The sequence below is a fragment of the Magnetospirillum sp. 15-1 genome, from assembly GCF_900184795.1.
Lineage (GTDB): Bacteria > Pseudomonadota > Alphaproteobacteria > Rhodospirillales > Magnetospirillaceae > Phaeospirillum.
The window spans coordinates 163,298-187,881 of record NZ_FXXN01000023.1 but is presented as its reverse complement, the minus strand read 5'-3'; the positions used below and the strand labels follow the sequence as shown (position 1 = coordinate 187,881).

Sequence of the window (24,584 nt, the reverse complement as noted above, 5' to 3'; positions counted from 1 at the left end):
AGGAAGGCTGGCGAAAGGCGGCAAGGCCGCTATAGTTTGCAGCCAGACCCCAGCGGGAGAAGCCACGTGCGCGCCAGCGACAGCCTGATCGACCATATCTTCGAGACCATGCGGACCATCGCCGTCGTGGGATTCAGCAACAATCCCTCGCGTCCCAGCCATTACGTCGCCGCCTATCTGCAGGGGCACGGCTATCGCATCGTGCCGGTCAATCCGGGGCTGGAGGGGCAGGAAATTCTGGGCGAGACGGTCTACAAGGACCTGGCCTCCATCCCCTTTCCGGTGGACATGGTGGATATCTTCCGGACGTCCGAGGCGGCCGGTGCCGTCACCGACGAAGCCATCGCCATCGGCGCCAAGGTGGTGTGGATGCAGCAGGGCGTCATCAATGAGGAGGCCGCCCGGCGGGCCGAGGCGGCGGGGCTGTCGGTGGTGATGGATCGCTGCTCCAAGATGGAACTGGGCCGGCGGCGGTAGGAGTCAGATATCCGCCGCCGCACTATCCTGGTTGACGATGCGCGACGAGGGGAAGGTGACGGTCACCGTGGTGCCCCGGCCCGGTTCGCTGTCCAGATGCAGCGTGCCGCGGTGGGCGCCGACCAGGGCCTTGGTCAGCGGCAGGCCGAGGCCACTGCCTTCGTATTTGCGCGACAGTCTGGTGTCGGCCTGGACGAAGGGCTCCATCACCCGCTGCAGTTCTTCCGCCGTCATGCCGATGCCGGTGTCGCTCACCGTGATGACGAAGCCGGCCTCGGTCACCCGGGCGCCGATGATCACCGCGCCACCCTCGTCGGTGAATTTCACGGCGTTGGAGCCCAGGTTGAGGATGATCTGGCGTAGCCGCCGCTCGTCGGCCAGCAGCAGCGGCAGGGTGGGGGGCAGGTCCTCGCTCAGGCTGATTCCGGCGTTTTCCGCCCGGCGGGCCAGCAGCCGGATGGCGACGCGGACCAGATCGGGGACATGCACCGCCGTCTCCATCAGGTCGGTCATGCCGGCCTCGGCCTTGGACATATCCAGGATGTCGTTGATGAGTTCCAGCAGATGCTGGCCGCTTTCGTGGATGTCGTCCACATAGGTGCGATAGCTGGCCGGCTCCAGCGGACCGAAGATCTCGTGCTTCATCATCTCGGAAAAGCCGATGATGGCGTTGAGCGGCGTGCGCAGTTCGTGGCTGATATTGGCCAGGAAGGTGTTCTTGGCGCGGTTGCCCCGCTCGGCCTCGTCCTTGGCCTCGCGCAGCGTCTGCTCCACCCGCTTGCGGTCGGTGACGTCGGTGAACGACAGGATCAGCCCGCCGCCCGGCATGGACGAGGAGCGCACCTCCATGATGATGCCGCTGGGGGCGAAATGTTCGAACACCATTTCCGGCCGCTCGCGGATGTTTTCCGCCAGATCGGCGGTCAATTGCGCGCTTTGATAGCCGTGAGGCGTGTCGTTGGCGGCCAGCAGCGCCATGAACAGCGAGATGTCGATGGTTCCCGGCGTGATTTCCGCGTGGGGCAGGCCCAGCATGCGGATGGCCGATTCGTTCAGCGCGATCAGGGCGTCGTCGGCGGCGAACACCGCCACGCCCTGGGGCATGTTGTCGATGATCCCCTGCAATCGGTCGGCCTGATCGCGCAAGCGGTTCTTGCTGTCCAGCAGCGCCAGCTCGTTCTTTTTGCGGTCGCTGATATCGCGGATCACGCCGATGAAGGTGAGCATGTCGCCCTGCTGCATCTCGGCGATGGCCAATTCCATGGGAAAGCTGGTGCCGTCGCGGCGCAAGCCTTCGACTTCGCGGCCGGAGGAGCCGATCTTGCGCATTCCCGTCCGCAGATAGGTCCGGATATAGTCGTCGTGGGCCGATTGATGGGGATCGGGCATCAGCATCTTGACGTTGCGCCCGACCACCTGGTCGGCGGCCCAGCCGAACAGCCGCTCGGCCGCCGGGTTGATGCTCAGCACCGTTCCGGTCTCGTCGATGGTGACGATGCCGTCCACCACCGTGTCCATCACCCCCTTCAGCCACGACACGGTGCCTTCCAGGGAGATCTGCGCCTGCTTGCGCGGCGTGATGTCGCGCAGGATGCGCAACTGCCCGCCGTCCTGGGTGGCATAGGCGCTGACGGTGATCCACTGGCCGTCGCGGAACTTGTCCTCGCTGGCGGTGGCGTCGGTGAGGCCGCCGCCCGACATCTTGCGGACCAGCCATCCCTCGTCCCGGTTCTCGATGCGGGCCAGCTCGGCCATCAGGTCGTCGAAACGGGCCCCCGGCGAGATAGACCCCTTGATGGGGGAGAGCAGTTGGCGATAGCGCTCGTTGCAGGTGATCAGCCGGTTGGCGGAATCGAAAAGGGCGACGCCGTCGCGGCTGTTGCCCAGGGCCTCGACCAGTTGGCGCTGGGCGTCGAGGGTCCCTTCCGTGCTGGCCGCAAGCGGCGGAGAGCGGCGCCGGCCCATGGCGAGCAGCGTTACCGCCGCTCCCACGGCCATACCGGCCAAGGCCGCCTCAACCCCCGCGAACGGCATGTCGTTTCCTACTCGTCGTAGGAGGCGAGGCAGGTGAAGGGGACGTCCAGTTGCTTGAGACGCTGCTTGCCGGGCAAGAAGGCCAGATCGATGATCGTGCCGGCGCCGGTGACGTGGGCGCCGATCTTGCGCAGCAATTCGACCCCCGCCGCCATGGTGCCGCCGGTAGCCAGCAGGTCGTCGAGAATGACCACGCGCTGTCCTTCGGCGATGGCGTCTTCCTGGATTTCGATGGTGTCGGTGCCGTATTCCAACTCGTAATCGTGGCGGATGGTCTTGCCCGGCAGCTTGCCCTTCTTGCGCAGCATGACGAAGCCGCAGCCCAGCTTCAGCGCCAGCGGCGCCGCCACCAGGAAGCCGCGCGACTCGATGCCGGCCAGCACGTCGGGCTGGAATTTGATGATCTCGCGGGCCATGCGGCCCATGGCCACCTGCCAGGCGTCGGGATGGGCCAGCAGGGTGGAGATGTCGTAAAACAGGATGCCCGGCTTGGGGAAGTCGGGAACGCCGCGGATATGGTCCTTGATATTCATGACGGAACTCGATGTTGCGATAGCGCTGATATGGTAGCCCCAGCCTCGGGCCGGGTCAAAGCAACAACTGGGAAAGGGCCTTTTCAACCGCCTCGCGCGGAATGGCCTCCATGGCCTCGCCGCCGAAATCCTGGGCGCGGAGGATCGCGGCCCGGCGGGTCAGCGGTGCGAACTTGTTGGCCGGCGTCGGGCCGAACAGCGAGACCAGCGGAATATCGGCGGCGCCCAGCATGTGGCCGGTGCCGCTGTCGTTGGTCACCGCCGCCGCCAGCCGGCGGCCCAGGGCGATGGTCAGCATGGGAGTAAGCTGTGAGGCCTGCTGCAGCGGCAACAGGGCGTGGGGCAGGGCGGCACGGATGGTGGCGGCCCAGTCCTCGGCCTCGGCCGGACCCAGCAGGAACACCGGCACGGCGTCCCGCAGTCCGGCGGCCAGGGCGATGTAGCGCTCCAGCGGCCAGCACTTCCAGCGGCCACCGGCGCCGGGCGCCAGGCCCACATAGCGCGGGCCGGCGGGCAGCAGGCGCTCGGCCTCCGCCTCGATGGCCGGGTCGCGGGGCAGGGGGAAGTTGGCCTCCACCGGGCACCCCGCCGCCGCCTCGGCCAGTTGCATCAACTGCCCGATCATGGAGGCCGGGCGGGTCCGCTCGCGGGGGCGGATATCGGAGAACAGGTAGCCGGCGGTGGCGGAGATGAAGCGCCGGTGGCGGATGCGCCTGAGGATCAAGGTGGTCAGCCCGCGCCGCTGGGTATCGATGATCAGGTCGAACGAGCGGCCGGAAAGCGGCCTGCTCAGTAATTCCATGGGATGTGAGCCGATATCCGCCTCGTCGATCACTTCATCGAGCAATCCTCGCACCAGGGGACCCAGGGTGTCGGCGAATACCGTGTGACCCTTGCCGGCCACCCAGGTGATACGGGCCTTGGGGAAGGCGGAGCGCAGGGCGCGCACGAAGGGCAGCTTGATCAGCCCGTCGCCGACCGCGTCCAGGCCGACATAGACCAGGATGGACGCCGGGACATGGAGCGGATCAGGCATCGCGGATGAGCGCGCGGTTGCCCTCGACCTCCACACGGCCCTCGGCCAGCAGGCGGAGCGCCTCCGGGTACGCCTTGTGCTCCTGCTCCAGCACGCGGGCGGCAAGGGTGTCCTCGTCGTCTGAGGCCAGAACCGGGACCGCCTTCTGCACCAGGATGGGGCCGTCATCCAGTTCCGGCGTCACCAGATGGACGGTGCAGCCGTGCAGCTTGACCCCGGCCTCGATGGCGCGGCGGTGGGTGTACAGCCCCTTGAACGAGGGCAGCAGGGCGGGATGGATGTTGATCATGCGGCCCCGCCAGCCTTCGGCGAAGGCGGTGGACAGCAGGCGCATGAAGCCGGCCAGACAGACGATCTCGATGCCGGCGGCGCGCAGCGCCTTGTCCATCTCGGCATCAAAGGCCTCGCGCGAGGCGAAGCCCTTGTGCGGAATGGTCAGGGTCGGCACCCCGGCCTTCTCGGCGCGCTCCAGGGCGTAGACCCCTGGCACGTTGGAGATGACCAGACTGATCTCGGCCGGGAAGGAGGGATCGGCGCAGGCATCGAGCAGGGCCTGGAGATTGCTGCCCCGGCCCGAGACCAGGACGCCGACCTTCTTGCGCATGCTCAGACCCACTCGCCCTGGTTCAGCACCTGGGACTGGGCCTCGTCGCCCTTGCGGGCGCGGATGCGGCCGATGCGCACCACGGTCTCGCCGTGCTGCCCTAAGATACGGGCGGCTTCGTCGGCCTTGGCGGCGGCGACCACCACCACCATGCCGATGCCGCAATTGAAGGTGCGCGCCATCTCGTGGGCGGCCACGCCGCCCTCTCTGGCCAGCCACTTGAACACGGGCGGCAGGACCCAGGCGGAGCCGTCGATCTCGGCGACCACGCCCTCGGGCAGGACGCGCGGCACGTTCTCGATCAGGCCGCCGCCGGTGATGTGGGCCAGGGCCTTGATGGTGCCGGCCTTGATGGCGGCGAGGCAGCTCTTGACGTAGATGCGGGTGGGCTCCAGCAGGGCCTCGCCCAGCTTGCGGCCCGGCGCGAAGGGGGCGTCCGAATCATAGGACAGCCCGCCCTTTTCCACGATGCGGCGTACCAGGGAATAGCCGTTGGAATGCACCCCAGAGGAGGCGAGGCCCAGCAGCACGTCGCCCTCGGCCACGTCCTCGACGGGCAGCAGGCGGTCGCGCTCGGCGGCGCCCACCGAGAAGCCGGCCAGATCGTAATCGCCCTCGGAATACATGCCGGGCATCTCGGCGGTCTCGCCGCCCACCAGGGCGCAGCCGGCCTGACGGCAGCCTTCGGCGATGCCGGATACGATGGCGGTGCCCTCGGCCACCTTCAGCTTGCCGGTGGCGAAATAGTCGAGGAAGAACAGCGGCTCGGCGCCCTGGACTACCAGATCGTTGACGCACATGGCCACCAGATCGATGCCCACGGTGTCGTGCTTGCCCGCCTCGATGGCGACGCGCAGCTTGGTGCCGACGCCATCGGTGGAGGAGACCAGGATCGGGTCCTTGAACCCGGCGGCCTTGAGGTCGAACAGCGCGCCGAAACCGCCCAGACCGGCGGCGCCGCCCGAACGGGCGGTGGACTTGGCGAGCGGCTTGATGGCCTCGACCAATGCTTCGCCGGCGTCGATATCGACGCCGGCATCGCGGTAGGTCAGGCCTTGGCTTTTGTCTTGCGCGGGAATGGGCTTCCTCGTGGGCATGGGTGTGGTATGGTCTCGGGCAGAATTGAGTGGGCCAAAATACTTCATCCCGGACGGTTTGCAATGTCTTCTCGCGGTCTCCGGCTTGCCGGGCTGGTCCTCGCCCTTCTGCTGACGTTTTCCGGCGCCGCGCGGGCCGCCGATGCCTTCGCCGTGCATGGCATCGAGGTCGATATCACCGCCCAGGCCGTGGCGGCGGCCAAGGAGCAGGCTATCGCCGAGGCCCAGCGGGTCGGTTTCCGGCGCCTGCTCGAACGCCTGACCATGCCGGCCGATCACGGCCGTCTGCCCCATGCCGAAGCGTTGCAATACGTCCGCGACGTGGCGATCGAGTACGAGCGGTCGTCGGCGGTGCGCTACATCGCCTCGCTGACCGTCCGCTACAATCAGGCGGCGGTGAAGAAGCTGCTGCGCGACGCCAATATCAAGTATGCCGAGCCCCGTCCCCGTCCGGTGGTCATCGTGCCGGTGTTCCGCCCGGTCGGAGCCGGCCGCGCCCTGCTGTGGGATGACCCCAATCCATGGCGGGCGGCATGGCTGGGCCAGGGCAGCGGCGGTCTGGTGCCGCTGGTGGTGCCCACCGGCGATCTGGTCGATGTCCAATCCGTGCCGGTGGAAAAGGCCCTGGCCGGCGATGCCGATGCCCTGGCCGGGCTGGGCTCCCGCTTCCGTACCCCCGACGTGCTGGTGATGACCGCCATGGTCAACGGCGCCGCCAATACGCTCGAGGTGACCGCCACCGGCATGCCCGGCGTGATGAAGCCCTTCGACACCCGCTCTTATCCCATCGGCGAGGCCGGCCTGGACGCCGTGCTGCGCCATGCCGCCGCCGAGGCGGCCCAGACCCTGGACGGCGCCTACAAGCAGCAGAACCTGCTGTCCTTCGACCGGGCGGCGTCCATGGCGGTGATGGTGCAACTGCGCGGGCTGGACGATTGGGTGGCGGTGCGCGAGCGCCTGGGCCGCGTCACCCTGGTGCGCCGCTGGGAGATCGTTTCGCTGTCGCGTGAAGAGGCGGCGCTGATGCTGTACACGGTGGGCGAGCCCGAGCAGGTCAAGTCCACCCTGGCGGCCGCCGGCCTGTCGATGGATTGGAACGACGGATTCTGGGCCATGCGTCTCAAGGGGGTGCCATGAGCATGAGTTCGGGTCAGCGGCTGCGCTTCTGGCTGATCGGCGGCGCGGTCTTCCTGGTACTGCTCTATATGCTGCGCAGCGTGATGCTGCCCTTCGTGGCCGGCATGGCGGTGGCCTATTTCCTCGATCCCCTGGCCGACCGCATGGAGCGGGCCGGGCTGTCGCGCACCCTGGCGACGGCGGTGATCTGCCTGGTGTTCTTCGGCCTGATGGGCCTGGGGCTGACCCTGTTGGCCCCCATGATCCAGGGTCAGGTGGTGACCTTCGTCCACAAGGTGCCCACCTATGCCGAATCCCTGCAACTGCGTGCCACGCCGCTGCTGGAGGAGGTCTACCGCCACCTGTCGCCCGACGATCTGGCCAGACTGCGCTCGTCGGCCGGGGCCTATGCCGGCACGGCGGTGGAATGGGGGCTGGGGGTCGTCAAGGGGGTGCTGTCGGGCGGCATCGCCATGATGAGCATTCTGTCGCTGCTGTTCATCACTCCGGTGGTGACCTTCTATCTGCTGCGCGACTGGGACCACATGGTCGCCAAGGTGGACAACTGGCTGCCCCGCCACCATGCCGAGACCATCCGTTTCGAGTTGAAGGAAATCGACCGCACCATCGCCGGCTTCGTGCGCGGCCAGGCCACGGTGTGCATGGTACTGGCCGTGTTCTACGGCGTCGGGCTGACGCTCACCGGTCTCGACCTCGGCCTGATGATCGGGCTGGGCACCGGGTTGGGGGCCTTCGTCCCCTACGTGGGCATGCTGATCGGCCTGATCGCCAGCATCGGCCTTGCCCTGGCCCAGGGCGGCGAATGGCACCTGCTGGGTGGCGTCGGCGTCGTGTTCCTGGTCGGCAACGTGCTGGAGGGCAATTTCCTGACGCCCAAGCTGGTGGGCGACCGGGTCGGCCTGCATCCGGTGTGGATCATCTTCTCGCTGCTGGCCGGCGGTGCCCTGTTCGGCTTCGTCGGCATCCTGCTGGCGGTGCCCGCCGCTTCGGTGATCGGCGTACTGACCCGCTTCGCCCTGCAGAACTACATGAAAAGTTCCCTGTACGACGGCGTCGGGGACGATTACAGCAAGTCATGAGCGACGCCCAGCTTCCCCTGGCGTTCGGGCACGTGCCCTCGCTGGCCGCTGACGATTTCCTGGTGGCGCCTTGCAACGAGGCGGCCCATGCCTGGGTGTCCGCGCCCGGGCGCTGGCCCGGCCCGGCCAGCATCCTCGTCGGCCCGGCGGGCAGCGGCAAGACCCATTTGGCCCATCTGTTCGCCCATGCCGGCGGTGGCATGCTGATTTCCGCCGCCGAGGTCAGCCCCGAATCCTCGCGTCCCCTGCTGGAATCGGTGCCGGTGCTGGTGGTGGAGGATTGCGACCGGCCGGGAGCCCTGGACGAGGTGGCGCTGTTCCATCTGATCAACCAGGGCCGCGAGCTGGGCCGTATCCTGCTGCTGACCGCCCGCACTCCGCCGGTTGCCTGGGCGGTACGGCTGCCTGACCTGCGCTCGCGGCTGCTGGCCATGCCGGTGGCGTCCATCGGCACTCCCGACGACGCCCTTCTGGCCGCCCTGCTGGTCAAGCTGTTCGATGATCGCCAGTTACGCATCGGCGAGGATGTGGTTCACTTCCTGGTGGGCCGCATGGAGCGCAGCTTCGCCGCCTGCGCCGGTCTGGTGGAGCGTCTGGACCGTGCCGCCCTGGCCGGCCGCCGCTCCGTCACCGTGCCGCTGGCCCGGCGCATTCTGGAGGATGACGACAATGGATCTGGGACTGAAGGGCCGTAGCGCCATCGTCTGCGGCGCCTCCCGGGGCTTGGGCCGCGCCTGTGCCGAATCCCTGGCCCGCGAGGGCGTCAACGTGGTGATGGCGGCGCGCCGCCCCGAGGTGCTGGAGCAGGCCGCCAAGGAAATCCGCGCCAGGACCGGCGCCGCCATCAAGACGGTTCCGGTGGACGTCACCACCCCGGCGGGGCGGGGCGTGCTGCTGTCCATCCTTTCCGATCCCGACATCCTGGTGACCAATGCCGGCGGCCCGCCGCCCGGCGATTTCCGCGACTGGGACCGCGCCCAATGGATCAAGGCGCTGGACGCCAACATGCTGACCCCCATCGAGCTGATCAAGGCCACGGTGGATCAGATGATCGCGCGGAAATTCGGGCGCATCGTCAACATCACCTCGGCGGCGGTGAAGGCCCCCATCGACACCCTGGGCCTGTCCAACGGGGCGCGGGCGGGACTTACCGGCTTTGTCGCCGGGCTGGCGCGCCAGACGGTGCGCCACAACGTCACCATCAACAACCTGCTGCCCGGTCCGTTCGATACCGACCGCCTGCGTGTCACCATGGAGGGACAGGCCAAGGCTCAAGGCATTGGGGTGGACGAGGTGCTGGACAGGCGGCGCCAAGCCAATCCCGCCGGCCGCTTCGGCGATCCGGCCGAGTTCGGCGACGCCTGCGCCTATCTGTGCTCGGCCCAGGCCGGCTTCATCACCGGCCAGAACCTGTTGATCGACGGCGGCGCGTTTCCGGGAACGCTGTAGTCAGTCTTCCTCTGAGCCAAGATCTTTCGGGCGGACAAAGGCCGCCAGCCGGCCGCGCCCCGCCTCCACCTCGCCCCAATGGCCGATGTCCAGATCGATGGCCGCCAGGGCGCCGGTGGGGAACTTGTCCGCCAGGGCGGCCAGTTGGGCCGGGTCGCCGTGATGGTCGACCAGCACTTCGGCCAGGCGGCCGATACCGGGATTGTGGCCGATCATCAGCACCGACTCGATGTGATCGTCCAATCCACGCAGCCGGGTCAGCAGCCGCGCCTTGCTTGCTTCGTACAATTCGGCCTCGATGGTCACCGGCACGCCCTCGAGATGGGGTTCGAGCAATTCCCAGGTGGCCAGGGTGCGCGCCGCCGCCGACACCAGGGCGATGCCCGGCCGGATGCCCTGTTCCTCCATGTATCGCCCCATATGCTTGGCGTCCTTGCGGCCGCGTCCGTTCAGGGGACGGTCGAAATCCTCGGTCGCCGGGCTATCCCAGCTGGATTTGGCGTGACGGAGCAGGAACAGTTTTCTCATTTCGGTAATCGCCTCGGCCATGACAGGGCTTCGCTCAGGATATATAAATGAGAGGGGGCGCACCACGCCTCGTCCAGTGGAGAAACACAGTGACCCATGCGCAGGCCGCCGACCTTCCCGTTATCGATATCGAATCCAAGGATCGCTTCATCAATCGGGAATTGTCGTGGCTGGCCTTCAATGGCCGGGTGATCGAGGAGGCGTTCAATCCGCACCACCCGCTTTTGGAGCGGCTGCGCTTCCTGTCCATTTCGGCGGCCAACCTGGACGAGTTCTACATGGTGCGCGTCGCCGGCCTGAAGGGGCAGGTGGATGCGGGCGTCATGACCACCAGCCAGGACGGGCTGACCCCCGCCCAGCAATTGGCCGCCATCAACTCCGAGGCGGCCCGGCTGCTGGAGGCCCAGAAGAAGTGCTGGCGCGAGCTGAAGGTCGATCTGCGTCAGGCGGGCATCGCGGTCATCGACCGCTCCGAGCTGTCCAAGGCCGACATGAAGTGGCTGGAAGGCCGGTTCATGGAGCATGTCTTCCCGGTGCTGACGCCGCTGGCCATCGACCCGGCCCATCCGTTCCCCTTCCTGCCCAACGGCAGTTCGGCCCTGGTGCTGCACCTCAACAAGCTGGATGACGGCGAGGTGCTGCGCGCCCTGCTGCCGCTGCCCAGCCAGATCGAGCGCTTCACCCGCCTGCCCGGCGACGGCATCCGCTTCCTGCCGCTGGAAGAATTCGTGCTGCTGTTCCTCGACCAGCTTTTCCCCGGCTTCCGCATGGAATCCTTCGGCCATTTCCGGGTGATCCGCGACACCGAGATGGATATCGACGAAGAGGCCGAGGATCTGGTCCGCGTGTTCGAATCGGCGTTGAAGCGCCGCCGTCGCGGCCATGTCATCCGGCTGACCTTCAACATGGGCATCCCCGAGGACCTCAAGACTCTGGCCATCGCCGAGATGCACGCCGACCAGGAGGACGTGTTCGAGATCGACGGCCTGCTGGGTCTGGTGGACACCAAGCGCCTGATCGTCGACGAGCGCCCCGACCTGCTGTTCCCGCCCTACCACGCCCGCTTCCCCGAGCGTATCCGCGATTTCGGCGGCGATTGTTTCGCCGCCATCCGCAAGAAGGACATCGTCGTCCACCACCCGTTCGAAAGCTTCGACGTGGTGGTGCAGTTCATCCGTCAGGCGGCGGCCGATCCGGCGGTGGTGGCCATCAAGCAGACGCTGTACCGCACCAGCGCCGATTCCCCCATCGTCAAGGCGCTGGTCGAGGCGGCCGAGGCCGGCAAGTCGGTCACCGCCATGGTGGAACTGAAGGCCCGCTTCGACGAGGAGGCCAACATTCGCTGGGCCCGCGATCTGGAACGGGCCGGGGCTCAGGTGGTGTTCGGCTTCCTGGAGCTGAAGACCCACGCCAAGATTTCCCTGGTGGTGCGCCGCGAGGGCGGCACCCTGGTGTCCTATGTCCATTTCGGCACCGGCAACTACCACCCCATCACCGCCAAGATCTATACCGACCTGTCGTTCTTCACCTGTGATCCGGCGCTTTGCCGCGACGCGGCCAAGACCTTTAACTTCATGACCGGCTACGCCAAGCCCGACGGCATGGAGAGCCTGGCCATCGCCCCCATCTACCTGCGCAAGAAGGTGCTCTCCCTCATCGACGACGAGATCGCCAATGTGAAGGACGGCAAGCCGGGCGCCATCTGGGCCAAGATGAACTCGCTGGTCTGCCCGCAGTTGATCGACGCGCTGTACCGCGCCTCGCAGGCCGGGGTGAAGATCGATCTGGTGATCCGCGGCATCTGCTGCCTGCGGCCCGGCGTGCCCGGCCTGTCCGACAACATCCGGGTGAAAAGCATCGTCGGGCGCTTCCTCGAGCATTCCCGCGTGATCTGCTTCGGCAATGGTCACCGCCTGCCGTCCCGTCATGCCAAGCTGTTCATCTCCTCGGCCGACTGGATGCCGCGCAACATGGACTGGCGGGTGGAATCCTTCGTACCCATCGAAAATCCCACTGTGCACCGCCAGATTCTCGATCAGATCATGGTGGCCAACCTCAAGGATCAGGCCCAGACCTGGATTTTGCGCCCCGACGGCGTCTATGAGCGCTTCCAGGCCGAGGAGGGGGCGTTCAACGCGCACACCTACTTTATGACCAATCCGTCCCTGTCGGGTCGGGGCAGCGCGGGCGAACGCGGGCGCAAGTCGAAGCACCTGCAACTTGCTTAGCCGGCCATGAAGATCAAGCTGCGCCAGGACCCCATCGGCATCGTCGATATCGGGTCCAATTCCATTCGCCTGTGCGTCTACGATATGGCTCAGCGTGTTCCCGTGCCGCTGTTCAATGAAAAGGCGGTGTGCGGCCTGGGCCAAGGAGTGGGCGGTACCGGACGGCTCAGCCCGGAAGGGGTGGAGGCCGCGCTGGTGGCGGTGGGGCGCTTCGTGACCCTGTGCCGGGCCATGGAGGTGGAACGCCTGGACGTGCTGGCCACGGCGGCGGTGCGCGATGCTGTCGACGGCCCCGATTTCGTGCATGAGATCGAGCGGCGCTTCGACGTGCAGGTCAAGGTGCTGACCGGCGGGCAGGAGGCCAAGATGGCCGCCATGGGCGTGCTGTGCGGCACTCCCGACGCCAACGGCATCGTCGCCGATCTGGGCGGCGGCTCGCTGGAACTAGTCACCGTGCAGGACCAGAATTTCGGCTTGCACGTCACCATGCCGCTGGGCCTGCTGCGCCTGTCCGAGGCCTCGGCCGACGACCGGGCCAAGGCGGCCGACATCGTCGACGGCCACCTGAGGGGCATTGCCTGGCTGGGCGAGGGGAAGGGGCGCAATCTCTACGCGGTCGGCGGGGCGTGGCGGTCCATCGCCCGCATCTGCATCGCCCAGACCCAGCATCCGCTGACCGTGCTGGACAATTTCTCGCTGGATGCCCGCGAGGCATTGTCCATCCTGGAACTGGTGTCGACCCAAAGCCGCAAGTCGCTGGAGAAGGTTCCCGGCATCTCCAAGAAGCGCACCGGCGGCCTGCCCATGGCGGCGCTGATCCTATCCCGGGTGATCCGCGCCATCGGCCCGTCGCGATTGGTATTCTCCATCTACGGCATGCGCGAGGGGCAATTCCTCAAGCGCCTGCCCGACAGGCTGAAGCAGGAAGACCCGCTGCTGTCGGTGTGCCGCCACATGGCGTTGCTGAACTCCCGCTTTCCCGAACACGGCGACGAACTGCTGGCCTGGATGGCGCCGCTGTTTCCGTCGGAGAGCACGCGGGAAAGCCAGTTGCGCCACGCCGCCTGTCTGGTGTCCGATATCTTCTGGAACGAGCACCCCGATTACCGCGCCGAACAGGCCTTCCTGCGCATCCTGCGCCTGCCGTTCATGGGCGTCGGCCACCGCCACCGCGCCGCCATCGCCTTCGCGGTGTTCTGCCGCTATCAGGGCAACGAGGACTCGCCCGAGGTGGCCCGCTTCATCCAACTGCTGGACGAAGGCGCATTCCGCCGCGCCCGGGTGGTGGGCCTCGCCCTGCGTCTCGCCCATACCCTGTCGGGGGGCGCCCCCAATCTGCTGCGCCAGACCCGGCTGTTCGTCGAGGACAGGTATCTGATCCTCGAGGTGCCGGCCGACAATCCGGCCTTCACCCTCGATGGTGACCGCTCCTTCGACCGCCTCGCCAAGATCCTTGAGTGCGAAGCCCTGATTTTCCGGCGGGTGAAGTGACCAAAATTTACATCGATGGCGACGCCTGTCCGGTCAAGGACGAGGTGTTCAAGGTGGCGGGGCGCTATGGCCTGGCCGTCACCGTGGTGGGCAATGCCTGGCTCCGGCTGCCCCAGGACCCGCTGATCACCATGATCGTGGTGCCCGAGGGGCCCGACGCCGCCGACGACCGTATCGCCGAACTGATCGAGGCGGGAGACATCTGCGTCACCAACGACATTCCCTTGGGCTCCCGCTGTCTCGCCAAGCGGGCGCTGGCGCTGCGTCCCAACGGCAAGCCCTTTACCGAGAATTCCATCGGCGACGCCCTGGCGACGCGGGAACTGATGAACACGCTGCGCGAGATCGGCACCATGACCGGCGGCCCGGCGCCTTTCGCCAAGCAGGATCGCTCCCGCTTCCTGTCGGCGCTGGACACCATGGTGCATCAGGCGAAACGGGTTATCCCCTAAGCAGTTCGTTTACCGCCAGGGCCAGATTCATCGCCTCTGTAGAGCGATTGTCCTTCAGCAATGCCTCGGCCAGTCCGGTCTGGGCGTGGGCCCAGATTCCCTGCTGGGCGGCCAGAACGGGGGTGCGCACCGCCTCGCCCTCGAAGGAGCGGCGGCAGGTGCCGGCATCGGCGGAATTGTGGGCGCGGCAGGGCAGGGGGCGGGCGGCGTGGATGCCGCACAGGCCGTCATCCTCCAGCAGCGGGCAGCGGATGCGGGCCGCCCACCATTGCCGCTGGTCCAGGCCGGTACCCTTGGCCGCCGCCTCGCGGGCGCGGGTGGCGATGGCGGCGCGGGCCTCGGACGGCTTGGCGGCGACGGCTTCGGCCACCAGGTCAAGCTCGGCGGCGGTGATGGCGACGATCTGGTGGCAGCACCACGAGCAGCCGGCGGCGCAGGCCTGCTGCTTCAACTGGGCATCCAGGTTCAGCGCCTGACGGGCCTTGTCGAAAAAGGTATCGGTGGCGGCAATGGCGGCGCGAGCGGCGTCGGCCGGGCTCTGTCCCCGGGACAGGGCTTCGGCGGCTGCCGAGGCCGATTGTCGCCGGGCGTCGGAATAGCCGAGCCCGGCCAAATCAGTCGGCCGCCACCGGCTCGGCGGAACAGGCCTCGACCGGCTCGATGGGCACGGTGCGCAACCGGCGGCCATCGGTGCAAAAGCCCAGGCCGAGATGGCCGTGCTTCAGCTTCAGGGCGTCGGCGCCGAACAGTTCGCGCCGCCAGCCGTGCAGGGCCGGGACGTCGGCATCGTCGTCGGCGGCGATGGCGTCGATGTCGGCGGAATTGGCGATCAGCTTGCCGGCCACGCCGTGCTCGTCGCACTTCATCTTGAGCAGCACCTTGAGCAGCTCGACCACGGGGCCAAGGCCCTTGGGCACTTCGACCCGGTCGCTGGGCTTGGGGCAGTCGGCTTCGGGCAGGGCCATGCCGCGCTTGACCGCTTCCAGGACGGCCTGACCCATCTTGCCCTCGACCAGGCCCTTGCCGATACCCCGCGTGCGGCCCAGCTCGTGGGTGTCGACGGGGTGGTGGGCGGCGATCTCGGTCAGGGTCTCGTCCCTGAGGATGCGCTGGCGCGGCAGGTCGCGCTCCTGGGCCTCGCGCTCGCGCCAGGCGGCCAGTTCCTTGAGCACGCCCAGGAAGCGCGGCGAGGTGGAGCGGGGCTTCAACCGGCGCCAGGCGTTCTCGGGGTCGACCCGGTAGGTGCCGGGCTCGGTCAGCAGGGCCATTTCCTCGGCCAGCCATTCGATGCGGCCGTTCTTCTCCAGCTTGCGCACCAGCTTCTCATAGGCGACGCGCAGATGGGTGACGTCGGCCAGGGCGTACTGGACCTGCTTTTCCGACAGCGGCCGCATGGACCAGTCGGTGAAGCGCATTGATTTGTCGATGCGGGCCTTGGCCAGTTGCGAGGCCAGGGTCTCGTAACCCACCGCGTCGCCGAAGCCGCAGACCATGGCGGCGATCTGGGTGTCGAAGATGGGGGTGGGGATGGCGTCGGCCAGATGCAGGAAGATTTCCACGTCCTGGCGGGCGGCGTGGAACACCTTCAGCACGCTGGTATCGGCCATCAGCTCGAACAGCGGGGCCAAGTCCATGCCCGGCGCCAGCGGATCGATGGCGCGCGCTTCGTCGGGTCCGGCCACCTGGACCAGACAGAGCTGGGGCCAGTACGTCTTCTCCCGCATGAATTCGGTGTCGACGGTGACGAACGGGGCGGATTTCAGTCGGCGGCAGAAAGCCGCAAGCGACTCGGTATCAGAGATCATCGGCATGGCTGCCACAGATACACCCTGGCGGCGGTTCCGGCAAGCGCGGGGCTGCCTCAAACCGCCCGCGACGCCGTCCGCTTCCGGTCGAGCGCTTCCCAGGTCATCTGGATCAGGTCGCGCAACTGGTCTCGGCTCATGCCGGAAAGCGTGGTCTCGCGCAGCGGATTGGGGACGGCGATGCGAGCGGCCGGCGACGAATCCGGCCGTCCACGGATGCGGCGGTCGGGGCCGACATAGGACTCGCTCACCACGAAGCAGCGGCGCTTGCGGGTGAGGGCGGTTATCCGCTCGGCCACCTTCACCGGATCGACGGGTTTCTCCAAGATGGCGTCGGCGCCGCAATCCAGCAGGTGGGAAAGGTGCTCGGTCTGGGCCAGCGAGGTCATCAGGACCGTGATGGCGAAGGCGTTCTCGGCCCGGATGCCCCGGCGCATGTCGCGCACCAGGGCGCAGGCCGCCTCCACGTCGCCGTCGGTGTCGACCACCAGCAGGTCGACCGTGCCGGAACGCAGGTGGTCTTCCGCGCCGTCCCCTTCGTCGAGGCACAACAGGTCGCGGCACCCCAGCACCCCAAGGGTGCGGGCGACCACGTCGCGGCTTCTGGAATCGAGATTGCGCAAGAGAGCGCGCATACCTTGGGCGCTATGGGGGGCGTCGTGCGTCATGGCTCACCATCCTGGCAAGATCGGACGGACCTTCTGGCCGCCGGCATCCGATCACGCTCCGATCGGGCTGCCAGGAACGAGTTTGCTCCGGACTCGTAAATATTGGGTTATCCCGCCTTGACAAAATATGGCCCGGGATGCCTTCTTCCCGCTTCGAATTGGCAAGAGCCGCGTTACGAGGGTTTCATGCACGTCTATCGGTCACACACCTGCGGTCAGTTGAAGGCGGCGGATGCCGGCATCCAGGCGCGGCTGTCGGGTTGGGTTCATCGCAAGCGCGATCACGGCAATCTGCTGTTCGTCGACCTGCGCGACCATTACGGTCTGACCCAGTGCGTCATCGACGTGTCCAGCCCGGTGTTCGCCACCCTGGAAAAGGCGCGGCCCGAAAGCGTCATCACCGTCACCGGCAAGGTGGTCAAGCGCTCGGCCGAGACCATCAATCCCCGCCTGCCCACCGGCGAGATCGAGCTTCAGGTCGCCGAGGTGCAGATCCAGTCCATCGCCGACGTTCTGCCCCTGCAGGTGGCCGGCGATCAGGAATATCCCGAGGACATGCGCCTCAAGTACCGCTTCCTCGATCTGCGCCGGGAAGACGTGCACGCCAATATGATGCTGCGCTCGCGCGTCATCGCCCATCTGCGTCAGGCCATGATCAGCCAGGGCTTCACCGAGTTCCAGACGCCGATCCTGACCGCCAGCAGCCCCGAGGGCGCCCGCGACTATCTGGTGCCGTCGCGCCTGCATCCCGGCAAGTTCTACGCCCTGCCCCAGGCGCCGCAGCAGTTCAAGCAGCTCCTCATGGTGGCCGGCTTCGACAAGTACTTCCAGATCGCCCCCTGCTTCCGCGACGAAGCGGGCCGTGCCGACCGCAGCCCGGGCGAGTTCTACCAGCTCGACTTCGAGATGAGCTACGTGACGCAGGACGACGTCTTCGCCGCCATCGAGCCGGTGCTGGAAGGCGTGTTCAAGGAATTCGGCAAGGGCCGCGCCGTCACCCCGGCGCCCTTTCCCCGCATCACCTATGCCGACGCCATGCTGAAATACGGCTCGGACAAGCCGGACCTGCGCAACCCCGTCATCATCGCCGACGTCACCGAGCCGTTCCGCGGCTCCGGCTTCGGCCTGTTCGCCAAGCTGGTGGACAAGGGCAACGTGGTGCGCGCCATCCCGGCGCCCGGCGCCGCCGGCCAGCCGCGTTCGTGGTTCGACAAGCTCAACGAGTGGGCGCGCGAGAACGGTGCCGGTGGCCTGGGCTACATCCAGTTCGCCGCCGACGGTCCCAAGGGCCCCATCGCCAAGAACCTGGAGCCCGCCCGGGTCGAGGCCATCAAGGCCGCCGCCAATCTCAAGGATGGCGACGCGGTGTTCTTCTCCTGCGACAAGGAGTTGCCCGCCGCCAAGTTCGCCGGAGCCGTCCGCACCAAGATCGGCAACGAGCTGGACCTGCTGGAAAAGGACGTCTTCAAGTTCTGCTGGACCGTGGACTTCCCCATGTACGAGCTGAACGAGGAGACCGGTCTGGTCGAGTTCTCGCACAATCCGTTCTCCATGCCCCAGGGCGAGATGGACGCGCTGCTGAATCAGGACCCGCTGACCATCAAGGCCTTCCAGTACGACATCATCTGCAACGGCGTCGAACTGTCGTCGGGCGCCATCCGTAACCATCGCCCCGACATCATGTACAAGGCCTTCGAGATCGCCGGCTATTCCGCCGCCCACGTGGAAGAGCATTTCGGCGGCATGCTCAACGCCTTCAAGTTCGGCGCGCCGCCCCACGGCGGCTCGGCGCCGGGCGTCGACCGCATCGTCATGCTGCTCGCCGACCAGCCCAACATCCGCGAGATCATCCTGTTCCCCATGAACCAGCAGGCCCAGGACCTGCTCATGCAGGCGCCTGCCGAGGTCACCATGGAGCGTCTGCGCGAGTTGCACCTCAAGGTCGACCTGCCCAAGCCGAAGAAGGACGTGAAGGAGGGCTGAGGCCTTCTCTTCGCCGAAAATGGGAAAGGGGGATTCGGCCCCCTTTTTTCATGGATTGCGAAAGGAGGCGGAGCCGCCGCCTCAGGCGCTCAGCTTCACCGGCGTCTGGGACTGCCAGCTGAGTTTGGCCAGGGCGTTTTCGGCGGTGCGGACCTGATCGGCGTCGGGGTTGTACTTGCGCTCGAACTCGACGCGCTGTTCCCAGTGGCCGAGCATGTCCTTGGGCTGATCGGGCTTGGCTTTTTCACCGGTCAGGGCGCCGATGGTTTCGTTGTAGCGGGGGCTGAGCTCGCTGGGGAAGCCGATCATCTGGAACTCGTCCCAGTTCAGCGTGCCTTCCATATAAAGCTCGTGAGTGATGTCAGCGAACTCGCGGGGCGAGACGTTGCGCAGGTCGTAGCGCGGTTCCTCGGGGCGCGGGGGCGGCAGGGCGATCAGGGGTTCCGCGGCCTTTTCCGTCTTGGCGGCCTGATTGTCGACCGCATTGCTCAGGCGTGGTTCCAGGCGCTGCGTCTCGGGGGACGGGCGGTCGGAAAACAGGCGGAGAAGGGTCGATCCGATATTCATGGCGTCTTGATGCAGGGCTGCAAGGTGGTTTCGAGATAGGGTTCCAGTTCGGGGGCGGCCAGCAGCGAGCGGAACTGCTCGGCGGACAGGGTTCCCTCGGCGAACAGTTCGCCCACCAGGGCGGCCACTTCGCCGGCGTCGGGATGGGCCGGCGGATTGGTGGCCGGCATCATCGGCGACAAGCCCAGGCTGGCGGGCGAATAGGAAGAAGGCCGCAACAGGGTCTCCATCCAATCGGGAGCGAATTCGAATGTCATCCGCCAACACCTCCAAAATTCGAACCACGAACCCGATATTAAGGATGCAGGCTTCGTGCCAGGACCGAATGGCGGAAATCCGTCGTCTTGGTGCGGTCCGCTCCGTCCGGTGGGGAAAATGTTGCCGATTGGCCGGGAAATATCTGCCGGGCTCCGTCTGCTCTGGTGGGCGGGCGCCGGCGGTGTATATAATAGGTACGGGGATTCCCGTCGGAGGATTTGATGAAGCGCAGAATTGGGGTGGTGTCGGGGTGCCTCGCCGCCAGTCTGGCGATGTTCGGGGCGGAGGTGGTTCATGCCGCCGATCTCGCCTCCCATCGCGCCACCTACCGTATGGGATTGTCGGCGTCCCGCTCCGGCAGCGGCATGGCCAATGCCAACGGCGCCTGGACCTACGAGTTCATCGATGCCTGTGATGGCTGGATCACCGAATTCCGCCTGGTCATCACCTATGCCTATTCCGAGGGCGGACAGGTGGCGACCACCACCGATTTCCTGGGCTGGGAGTCCAAGGACGGCCTCAACTACCGCTTCCGGGTGCGCCAGTCCCGCGAGGGCCAGGTGACCGAGGAAGTCGAGGGCTCGGCCAAGCTCCGGGGGGCGGGGCAGGGCGGCGTAGCGCACTATACCCGTCCGGAGCCGCGCTCCATCAAGCTGCCCAAGGGGACGCTGTTTCCCACCGCCCACACCATCCGGCTGATCGAGACCGCCAACAAGGGCGGCCGCATCCTGGCGCGGCCGCTGTTCGACGGGCAGGGCGAGGAAGGAGCGCTGGAGACCAGCGCCCAGATCGGCCGCGCCACGATGTCCCAGCCCGCCGCGGTGTCGAGCCCGCTGCTCAACTCGCCGGCCTGGCCCATGCGCATGGCGTTCTTCCCCATCGGCAGCACTGATCCCTTGCCGGAATTCGAGATGTCTCTCAACTATCACGCTAATGGCGTCGCCGAGGACATCGAGCAAATCTTCAAGACCTTCAGCCTGAAGGGCCGACTGGAATCCATCGAGATGCTGCCTCGAACGAAGTGTTAACCATGGCCGCCTAAACTGTCGCGCGAGCGTAACGCGCTCGGGTGTGTCCGGGCCCAGAAGGGGCCTCGCGAAAGGAGAATCCGCTTGACCACGTCCCAGCCCGCCGATTCCGGCGAGGAAATCGTGCGCCTTGGCGCCCTTGCCGCGGATTTTCGCCGGCGCCTGGAATTCGATCCCGGCATCGTCTATCCCGCCCATGCCGAATGCCTTTGGCAGTTGGGCAATCTGCAGATCGCCCAGGGCGATACCGAGGCCGGGCTGCTGGCCATATCGGAATCCGTCGGACTGTATCGGGCCATGGCTCAGGTTCAGCCAGAGGCCTATGCGGTGCAACTGGCATCGCTGCTCAATTCCCAATCCAACCTGCTGGCCGAGGCGTCCTGCCTGGAAGAGGCGAGGGCGGTCGGTGTCGACGCGGTCGAGCATGCGCGCCAGGCCATGGCCTCTCACCCGGACAAGGCCCGTTTCGTCCTGGTCTCATCGCTGATCAATCTGGCCGGGCTCAAGATGCGGGGCGGCGATACCGCCGGCACCGTCGAGGAACTGGCCCAGGCCGTGGAGGTTTTTCGCGATGGCGGCCCGGCGGGGCAGCCGTTCCTCGGCTCCATGGTCGAGGCGCTGCATCGTGCCGCCATGGCCTTCACCGAGGTCGGGTTATGGCCCGAGGCCATCGATACCCGCCGGCTGCTGATCGGCCTGTTCGGCGATGCGCCGCCGGCCGCCGTGGTGCAATTGCTGATTCTGACCCTGCAGCAGGCTTCCGTGGCCCTGGCCGGCGCCGGTCAGGTGGAGACCGCCCTGGCCCATGCCTCCGAGGCCGCCGATCTTGCCCGCATGCTGTTCAAGGCCGATGGCACCGCCCATCGCCTGACCCTGGCCCAGGCCGTCGGGAATCTGGCGGGGCGCAGTCACGATGCCGGCCGCCTCAAGGAAGGGCTGGACCTGTCGCTGGAGGCGGTGGATCTGTTCCACGATGCGGTCAACACCGACCCGGTCCACGCCGTGCCGTCGCTGATCGTCGCCCTGGACAGCATGGCTGCCATCCTGGAAGCGCTCGGCCTGCCCGATCAGGCGGCCACCGTCCGCGAGCAGCGGACGCAACTGCAGGAAACCCTGGATATCATCGCCCCGCGCGGCGAAGCCCGGTAAAGCGGGTCTTCTCCGTCCGCACGCCGCCGTCAACCACGAGCGGCTGCCACGGGATGGGCAATACTGAAGTCGTGGCGTGCTATCGCGCGCTATAGGTCCCGGAAATCCGGCGCGACGTCTGGGTAATGGTTTCGATATCCGAAAAAGCGACGTTGCCGGGCGTCGCTTTCAATCTGCGGCACATTTCCAGCAAGCCGTCGATGGTCTCGGTGGTGTGGCCCAGTTGCTTGGTGACCCGGATCGAGAGTTCGGCCGTTACCTGCTCCAGCTTGGCCATGCTGCGATAGGTGCTTTCGGCGGTCATCTTGCCGTCGCGGGCGCTGACCGTCAGCGCGTTGCACTCCCAGTCCATGGTGGCGGCCAGCCGCTTGATGCGCTCGATGCCGATGGCGACGATGGAATCCTGCTTCAGGCGGTCGTAACGGTCGCGCGGCAGGTTGGTGCCGCGGGCCCGCACCGGATTGGGAACCTGGAACTGGGTGGCCGAGGTGGCGCCGGGACGCGGCGCGGCGCGGCGGTCGGGGCCGATATAATCGTGGGTCACCACGAACGGCTTGCGCCGCTCGACCAGAACCTTGAGGCGGTTCATCAACTGATCGGGAGCAAAGGGGATCAGCAGCAGGTCGTCGGGGCCGCAATCGATCACCGAGCGCACCTTGGGCTCCTCGCGCGACGACAGCAGCATCACCGTCAGGATGAACGGGTCGCGGCCCAGGACCCCCGAGCGCAGCTCGCGCATGATGAAGGTGGAATCGTTGGTCTCGATCTCCTGATTGAGCACCAGGAAATCGTGGTCGCCCTCCTTGCATGCCTGATGGGCGGCGAGAAAGGTCGAGGCTTCGGTGATATCGCGGATGCCGACATTGTTCAGAGCCAGACGAATGCCCTGCCGGATGGGCAGGCTGGGCTCGCAGACCAGCGCCTTGACCTTTGACAGGTCGACGGCGGCCGGAACGGGGGCCAGGGGCATTGCGGGTTCAGCTCGTGACATCTGGCCAAACGGTCTCTGCGAGGATGCTGCGGAAGCGAGAATGTTTTTAATGCAAGGCTTCGTCAAAAAGCAATACGAAGGATAGGTGTTGTGACACAACCTTAGCGATGGTTAGTTCTGTTAACAATCCATTTGCCGTCTGTTGCCAAAGCTTTCACCGGAATGTCTGATTCCGGCTCTGTGTCTTTTCCTCATAAAGAGCATCCAGGGCCTGCCCGTATGTCTCCCTGATTTGGTGGCGGCGAATCTTGAGGGTTGGAGTCAGCATGCCATTGTCTACTTCAAATGGATTGGGAGCGACCATGAACCGCCGAATCTTCTCGACTGGAGAGAGTTGGCGATTCACCCGGTCGATTACCAGGGTCAGCGCCTTGCGCAATTCATCACTGTTCATGATGTTGGTCAAGGATGCCGTCTGGCCGGTGGCCTCGGCCCAGGATTGCACCCATTCCCGATCGGGAACGATCAGGGCGACCAGATGGGGGCGGCGATCGCCATGGACCATGGCCTGGGCGATTTCCGGTTCCAGGGTCAGGAAGCTTTCGATGCGCTGGGGCGCCACGTTGTCACCGCCGGAATTGACGATGATATCCTTCTTGCGGTCGGTGATGCGCAGGCAGCCGTCCGGATCGATCTCGCCGATGTCGCCGGTATGCAACCAGCCGTCGCCGTCGACGGCCTGGGCCGAGGTGTCGGGATCGCGCCAGTAACCCCGCATCACCAGTTCGCCCCGGACCAGGATTTCGCCGTCCCCGGCGATCTTGAGCTCGACGCCCCGCATGGGCGGTCCGACCGTTTCGAGACGGTTGTGGTCGGGACGATTGACGGCGATCACCGGCGCCGCCTCGGTCTGGCCGTAGCCCTGCAGGATGCGTACGCCGAGAGCCATGAAGAACAGGCCCACCTCGTAGGGCAGGGGGGCGCCGCCCGAGACGAAGGCCTTGAGCCGGCCGCCGAAGCGGGCGCGGACCTTGTCGCGCACCAGCCGCTCCAGCACACGGTCGGCGAGGCGGTCGAACGGGCCGAGGCGCTCGCCCTTGATGCGCCGGGTCCCCAGGTCCAGGGCCGCCGCGAACAGGCGCCGCCGCAAGGGACTGACCCGGGTCAGACCCTTGAGGATGCGGGTCCGCATGGTCTCGTAGAGACGGGGAACCGCCGTCATGATGGTGGGCGATACCTCGGCCATGTTGGCGGCCAGATGCTCGATGCCCTCGGCGTAGCGGATCTCGGCGCCGATGGAGATGGGGAAATGAAGGCCGGCCGTATGCTCGTAGGCATGCGACAGCGGCAGGAAGGACAGGAAGACCTCTTGTGCCAGCCCCAGTTCACGCAGCACGTCGGTGGCGCCCATGCAATTGCACAGGATGGCGCCGTGGGACAGCATAACCCCCTTGGGCACGCCGCCGGTGCCCGAGGTGTAGATCAGGCAGGCGGTGTCCTGACGCTTCAGGCCGGCCGCCAGGGCGCGGATTTCAGCCTCGTGCCCTCGCCCCGATTCCAGCACCGCGTCCCATGCGTGGATGTCCACGCCGGGCGATTGGGCCAGGGCCAGGGCCTCCATGGCGATGATGGCGGGAGCATGGTCCGAGCGGGCGGCGGCGGGCAGGACGCGCTCGGCCAACGCCTTGGTGGAGACGATGATCAGCCGGGCGCCGGAATTCTCCAGGATGTGCAGGTGATCGGCCACGGTGTTGGTGGTGTAGGCGGGCACGCAGATGCCGCCGGCCGCCATGATGGCCAGATCGGCCATGGCCCATTCGGGGCGGTTCTCGGCCACCAGCATGACCCGGTCGCCGCTTTCCAGCCCCAGGGCACGCAATCCGGCGGCCAGGGCCAGCACGCGCTCCGCCGTTTCGCTCCACGACAGCGCATGCCAGGAATCCCCGGCCTTGAAGCCCAGGAACGGGCGGGCGTCCAGGCGCTCGGCCTGGGCGAGGAACATGGCCGGCAGGCTGGTCTGCGCGGCGAACTCAACCTCCATGCGTCGAAA

24 protein-coding genes are annotated in these 24,584 nt (G+C 66.7%); 11 read left to right on the top strand and 13 right to left on the bottom strand.

What is annotated here, in order from left to right; translation table 11 throughout:
* Positions 1-66 precede the first annotated feature (66 nt).
* On the top strand, positions 67-477 hold the full coding sequence (locus CP958_RS10415; RefSeq protein WP_242442835.1) for a CoA-binding protein: 411 nt from the start codon (positions 67-69) through the stop codon (positions 475-477).
* 3 nt (positions 478-480) lie between these two features.
* On the opposite strand, the gene CP958_RS10410 is transcribed toward CP958_RS10415, so the two are convergent.
* The 5 genes from CP958_RS10410 to purM are packed head-to-tail and all read right to left on the bottom strand — an operon-like array spanning position 481 to position 5,781.
* Positions 481-2,511 carry a PAS-domain containing protein gene (locus tag CP958_RS10410; RefSeq protein WP_096701899.1) on the bottom strand — a complete coding sequence of 677 codons (2,031 nt, stop codon included), beginning with the start codon at positions 2,509-2,511 and terminating at the stop codon, positions 481-483.
* A gap of 8 nt (positions 2,512-2,519) precedes the next feature.
* Positions 2,520-3,044, bottom strand: coding sequence for an adenine phosphoribosyltransferase (locus CP958_RS10405; protein ID WP_096701898.1), 525 nt, complete (start codon positions 3,042-3,044; stop codon positions 2,520-2,522).
* A gap of 55 nt (positions 3,045-3,099) precedes the next feature.
* Positions 3,100-4,080 carry a glycosyltransferase family 9 protein gene (locus CP958_RS10400; RefSeq protein WP_096701897.1) on the bottom strand — a complete coding sequence of 327 codons (981 nt, stop codon included), beginning with the start codon at positions 4,078-4,080 and terminating at the stop codon, positions 3,100-3,102.
* Positions 4,073-4,684, bottom strand: coding sequence for a phosphoribosylglycinamide formyltransferase (gene purN / locus CP958_RS10395; RefSeq protein WP_096701896.1), 612 nt, complete (start codon positions 4,682-4,684; stop codon positions 4,073-4,075). The genes CP958_RS10400 and purN overlap by 8 nt, the downstream gene beginning before the upstream one ends.
* A gap of 2 nt (positions 4,685-4,686) precedes the next feature.
* On the bottom strand, positions 4,687-5,781 hold the full coding sequence (purM, locus tag CP958_RS10390; protein ID WP_096701895.1) for a phosphoribosylformylglycinamidine cyclo-ligase: 1,095 nt from the start codon (positions 5,779-5,781) through the stop codon (positions 4,687-4,689).
* A gap of 63 nt (positions 5,782-5,844) precedes the next feature.
* Between purM and CP958_RS10385 the strand changes: the two genes are divergently transcribed.
* Genes CP958_RS10385 through CP958_RS10370 form a run of 4 tightly spaced genes read left to right on the top strand, consistent with a single transcriptional unit; the run spans position 5,845 to position 9,446 of the window.
* Entirely contained in the window at positions 5,845-6,918 is a 1,074-nt protein-coding gene (locus CP958_RS10385) for a DUF2066 domain-containing protein (protein WP_096701894.1), read from the top strand.
* On the top strand, positions 6,915-7,997 hold the full coding sequence (locus tag CP958_RS10380; RefSeq protein WP_096701893.1) for an AI-2E family transporter: 1,083 nt from the start codon (positions 6,915-6,917) through the stop codon (positions 7,995-7,997). Before CP958_RS10385 ends, CP958_RS10380 begins: the two co-directional genes overlap by 4 nt.
* Positions 7,994-8,692, top strand: coding sequence for a DNA replication protein (locus CP958_RS10375; RefSeq protein ID WP_096701892.1), 699 nt, complete (start codon positions 7,994-7,996; stop codon positions 8,690-8,692). Before CP958_RS10380 ends, CP958_RS10375 begins: the two co-directional genes overlap by 4 nt.
* Entirely contained in the window at positions 8,667-9,446 is a 780-nt protein-coding gene (locus CP958_RS10370) for an SDR family oxidoreductase (protein ID WP_096701891.1), read from the top strand. Before CP958_RS10375 ends, CP958_RS10370 begins: the two co-directional genes overlap by 26 nt.
* Here CP958_RS10370 and CP958_RS10365 read toward each other — a convergent pair whose 3' ends face one another.
* Complete coding sequence (locus CP958_RS10365; protein ID WP_242442834.1) at positions 9,447-9,974, bottom strand: histidine phosphatase family protein; 528 nt, start codon at positions 9,972-9,974, stop codon at positions 9,447-9,449.
* 89 nt (positions 9,975-10,063) lie between these two features.
* Between CP958_RS10365 and CP958_RS10360 the strand changes: the two genes are divergently transcribed.
* From CP958_RS10360 to CP958_RS10350, 3 genes are read left to right on the top strand one after another with little or no spacing between them, the layout of a single operon-like run.
* A complete protein-coding gene (locus CP958_RS10360; protein WP_096701889.1) occupies positions 10,064-12,202 on the top strand; it encodes an RNA degradosome polyphosphate kinase in 2,139 nt (712 codons plus the stop codon).
* A 6-nt stretch (positions 12,203-12,208) separates the two neighbouring features.
* Positions 12,209-13,693 carry a Ppx/GppA family phosphatase gene (locus CP958_RS10355; protein ID WP_096701888.1) on the top strand — a complete coding sequence of 495 codons (1,485 nt, stop codon included), beginning with the start codon at positions 12,209-12,211 and terminating at the stop codon, positions 13,691-13,693.
* On the top strand, positions 13,690-14,145 hold the full coding sequence (locus CP958_RS10350; protein ID WP_096701887.1) for a YaiI/YqxD family protein: 456 nt from the start codon (positions 13,690-13,692) through the stop codon (positions 14,143-14,145). Before CP958_RS10355 ends, CP958_RS10350 begins: the two co-directional genes overlap by 4 nt.
* Here CP958_RS10350 and CP958_RS27325 read toward each other — a convergent pair.
* Genes CP958_RS27325 through CP958_RS10335 form a run of 3 tightly spaced genes read right to left on the bottom strand, consistent with a single transcriptional unit; the run spans position 14,135 to position 16,618 of the window.
* Complete coding sequence (locus CP958_RS27325; RefSeq protein ID WP_170958918.1) at positions 14,135-14,758, bottom strand: YkgJ family cysteine cluster protein; 624 nt, start codon at positions 14,756-14,758, stop codon at positions 14,135-14,137. The genes CP958_RS10350 and CP958_RS27325 overlap by 11 nt on opposite strands.
* Before the next feature lies 1 nt (position 14,759).
* Complete coding sequence (gene rnd / locus CP958_RS10340; protein WP_096701885.1) at positions 14,760-15,956, bottom strand: ribonuclease D; 1,197 nt, start codon at positions 15,954-15,956, stop codon at positions 14,760-14,762.
* A gap of 50 nt (positions 15,957-16,006) precedes the next feature.
* Complete coding sequence (locus CP958_RS10335) at positions 16,007-16,618, bottom strand: response regulator (RefSeq protein ID WP_141400482.1); 612 nt, start codon at positions 16,616-16,618, stop codon at positions 16,007-16,009.
* A gap of 186 nt (positions 16,619-16,804) precedes the next feature.
* Here CP958_RS10335 and aspS point away from each other — a divergent pair, with 186 nt between their 5' ends.
* On the top strand, positions 16,805-18,601 hold the full coding sequence (gene aspS / locus CP958_RS10330) for an aspartate--tRNA ligase (protein WP_096701883.1): 1,797 nt from the start codon (positions 16,805-16,807) through the stop codon (positions 18,599-18,601).
* Between the two features lie 81 nt (positions 18,602-18,682).
* Here aspS and CP958_RS10325 read toward each other — a convergent pair whose 3' ends face one another.
* Complete coding sequence (locus CP958_RS10325; RefSeq protein WP_096701882.1) at positions 18,683-19,168, bottom strand: hypothetical protein; 486 nt, start codon at positions 19,166-19,168, stop codon at positions 18,683-18,685.
* Positions 19,165-19,425 (bottom strand): hypothetical protein, encoded by a 261-nt coding sequence (locus tag CP958_RS10320; RefSeq protein ID WP_096701881.1) that lies wholly within the window; start codon positions 19,423-19,425, stop codon positions 19,165-19,167. Before CP958_RS10320 ends, CP958_RS10325 begins: the two co-directional genes overlap by 4 nt.
* 222 nt (positions 19,426-19,647) lie before the next feature.
* On the opposite strand from CP958_RS10320, the gene CP958_RS10315 reads away from it, so the two are divergent.
* Together CP958_RS10315 and CP958_RS10310 are read left to right on the top strand one after the other, a co-directional pair.
* Positions 19,648-20,454 (top strand): cell envelope integrity EipB family protein, encoded by an 807-nt coding sequence (locus tag CP958_RS10315; protein WP_096701880.1) that lies wholly within the window; start codon positions 19,648-19,650, stop codon positions 20,452-20,454.
* An 84-nt stretch (positions 20,455-20,538) separates the two neighbouring features.
* The gene (locus CP958_RS10310; RefSeq protein WP_096701879.1) at positions 20,539-21,603 is read left to right on the top strand and encodes a hypothetical protein; all 1,065 of its coding nucleotides are present in this window, start codon (positions 20,539-20,541) and stop codon (positions 21,601-21,603) included.
* 79 nt (positions 21,604-21,682) lie between these two features.
* Here the strand turns inward: CP958_RS10310 and CP958_RS10305 are convergent, their stop codons facing one another.
* Both CP958_RS10305 and CP958_RS10300 read right to left on the bottom strand, forming a co-directional pair.
* Positions 21,683-22,573 carry a response regulator gene (locus tag CP958_RS10305; protein ID WP_242442833.1) on the bottom strand — a complete coding sequence of 297 codons (891 nt, stop codon included), beginning with the start codon at positions 22,571-22,573 and terminating at the stop codon, positions 21,683-21,685.
* Between the two features lie 175 nt (positions 22,574-22,748).
* Positions 22,749-24,575: a long-chain fatty acid--CoA ligase gene (locus tag CP958_RS10300; protein ID WP_096701877.1), complete on the bottom strand. Its 1,827-nt coding sequence runs from the start codon at positions 24,573-24,575 to the stop codon at positions 22,749-22,751.
* Positions 24,576-24,584 lie beyond the last annotated feature (9 nt).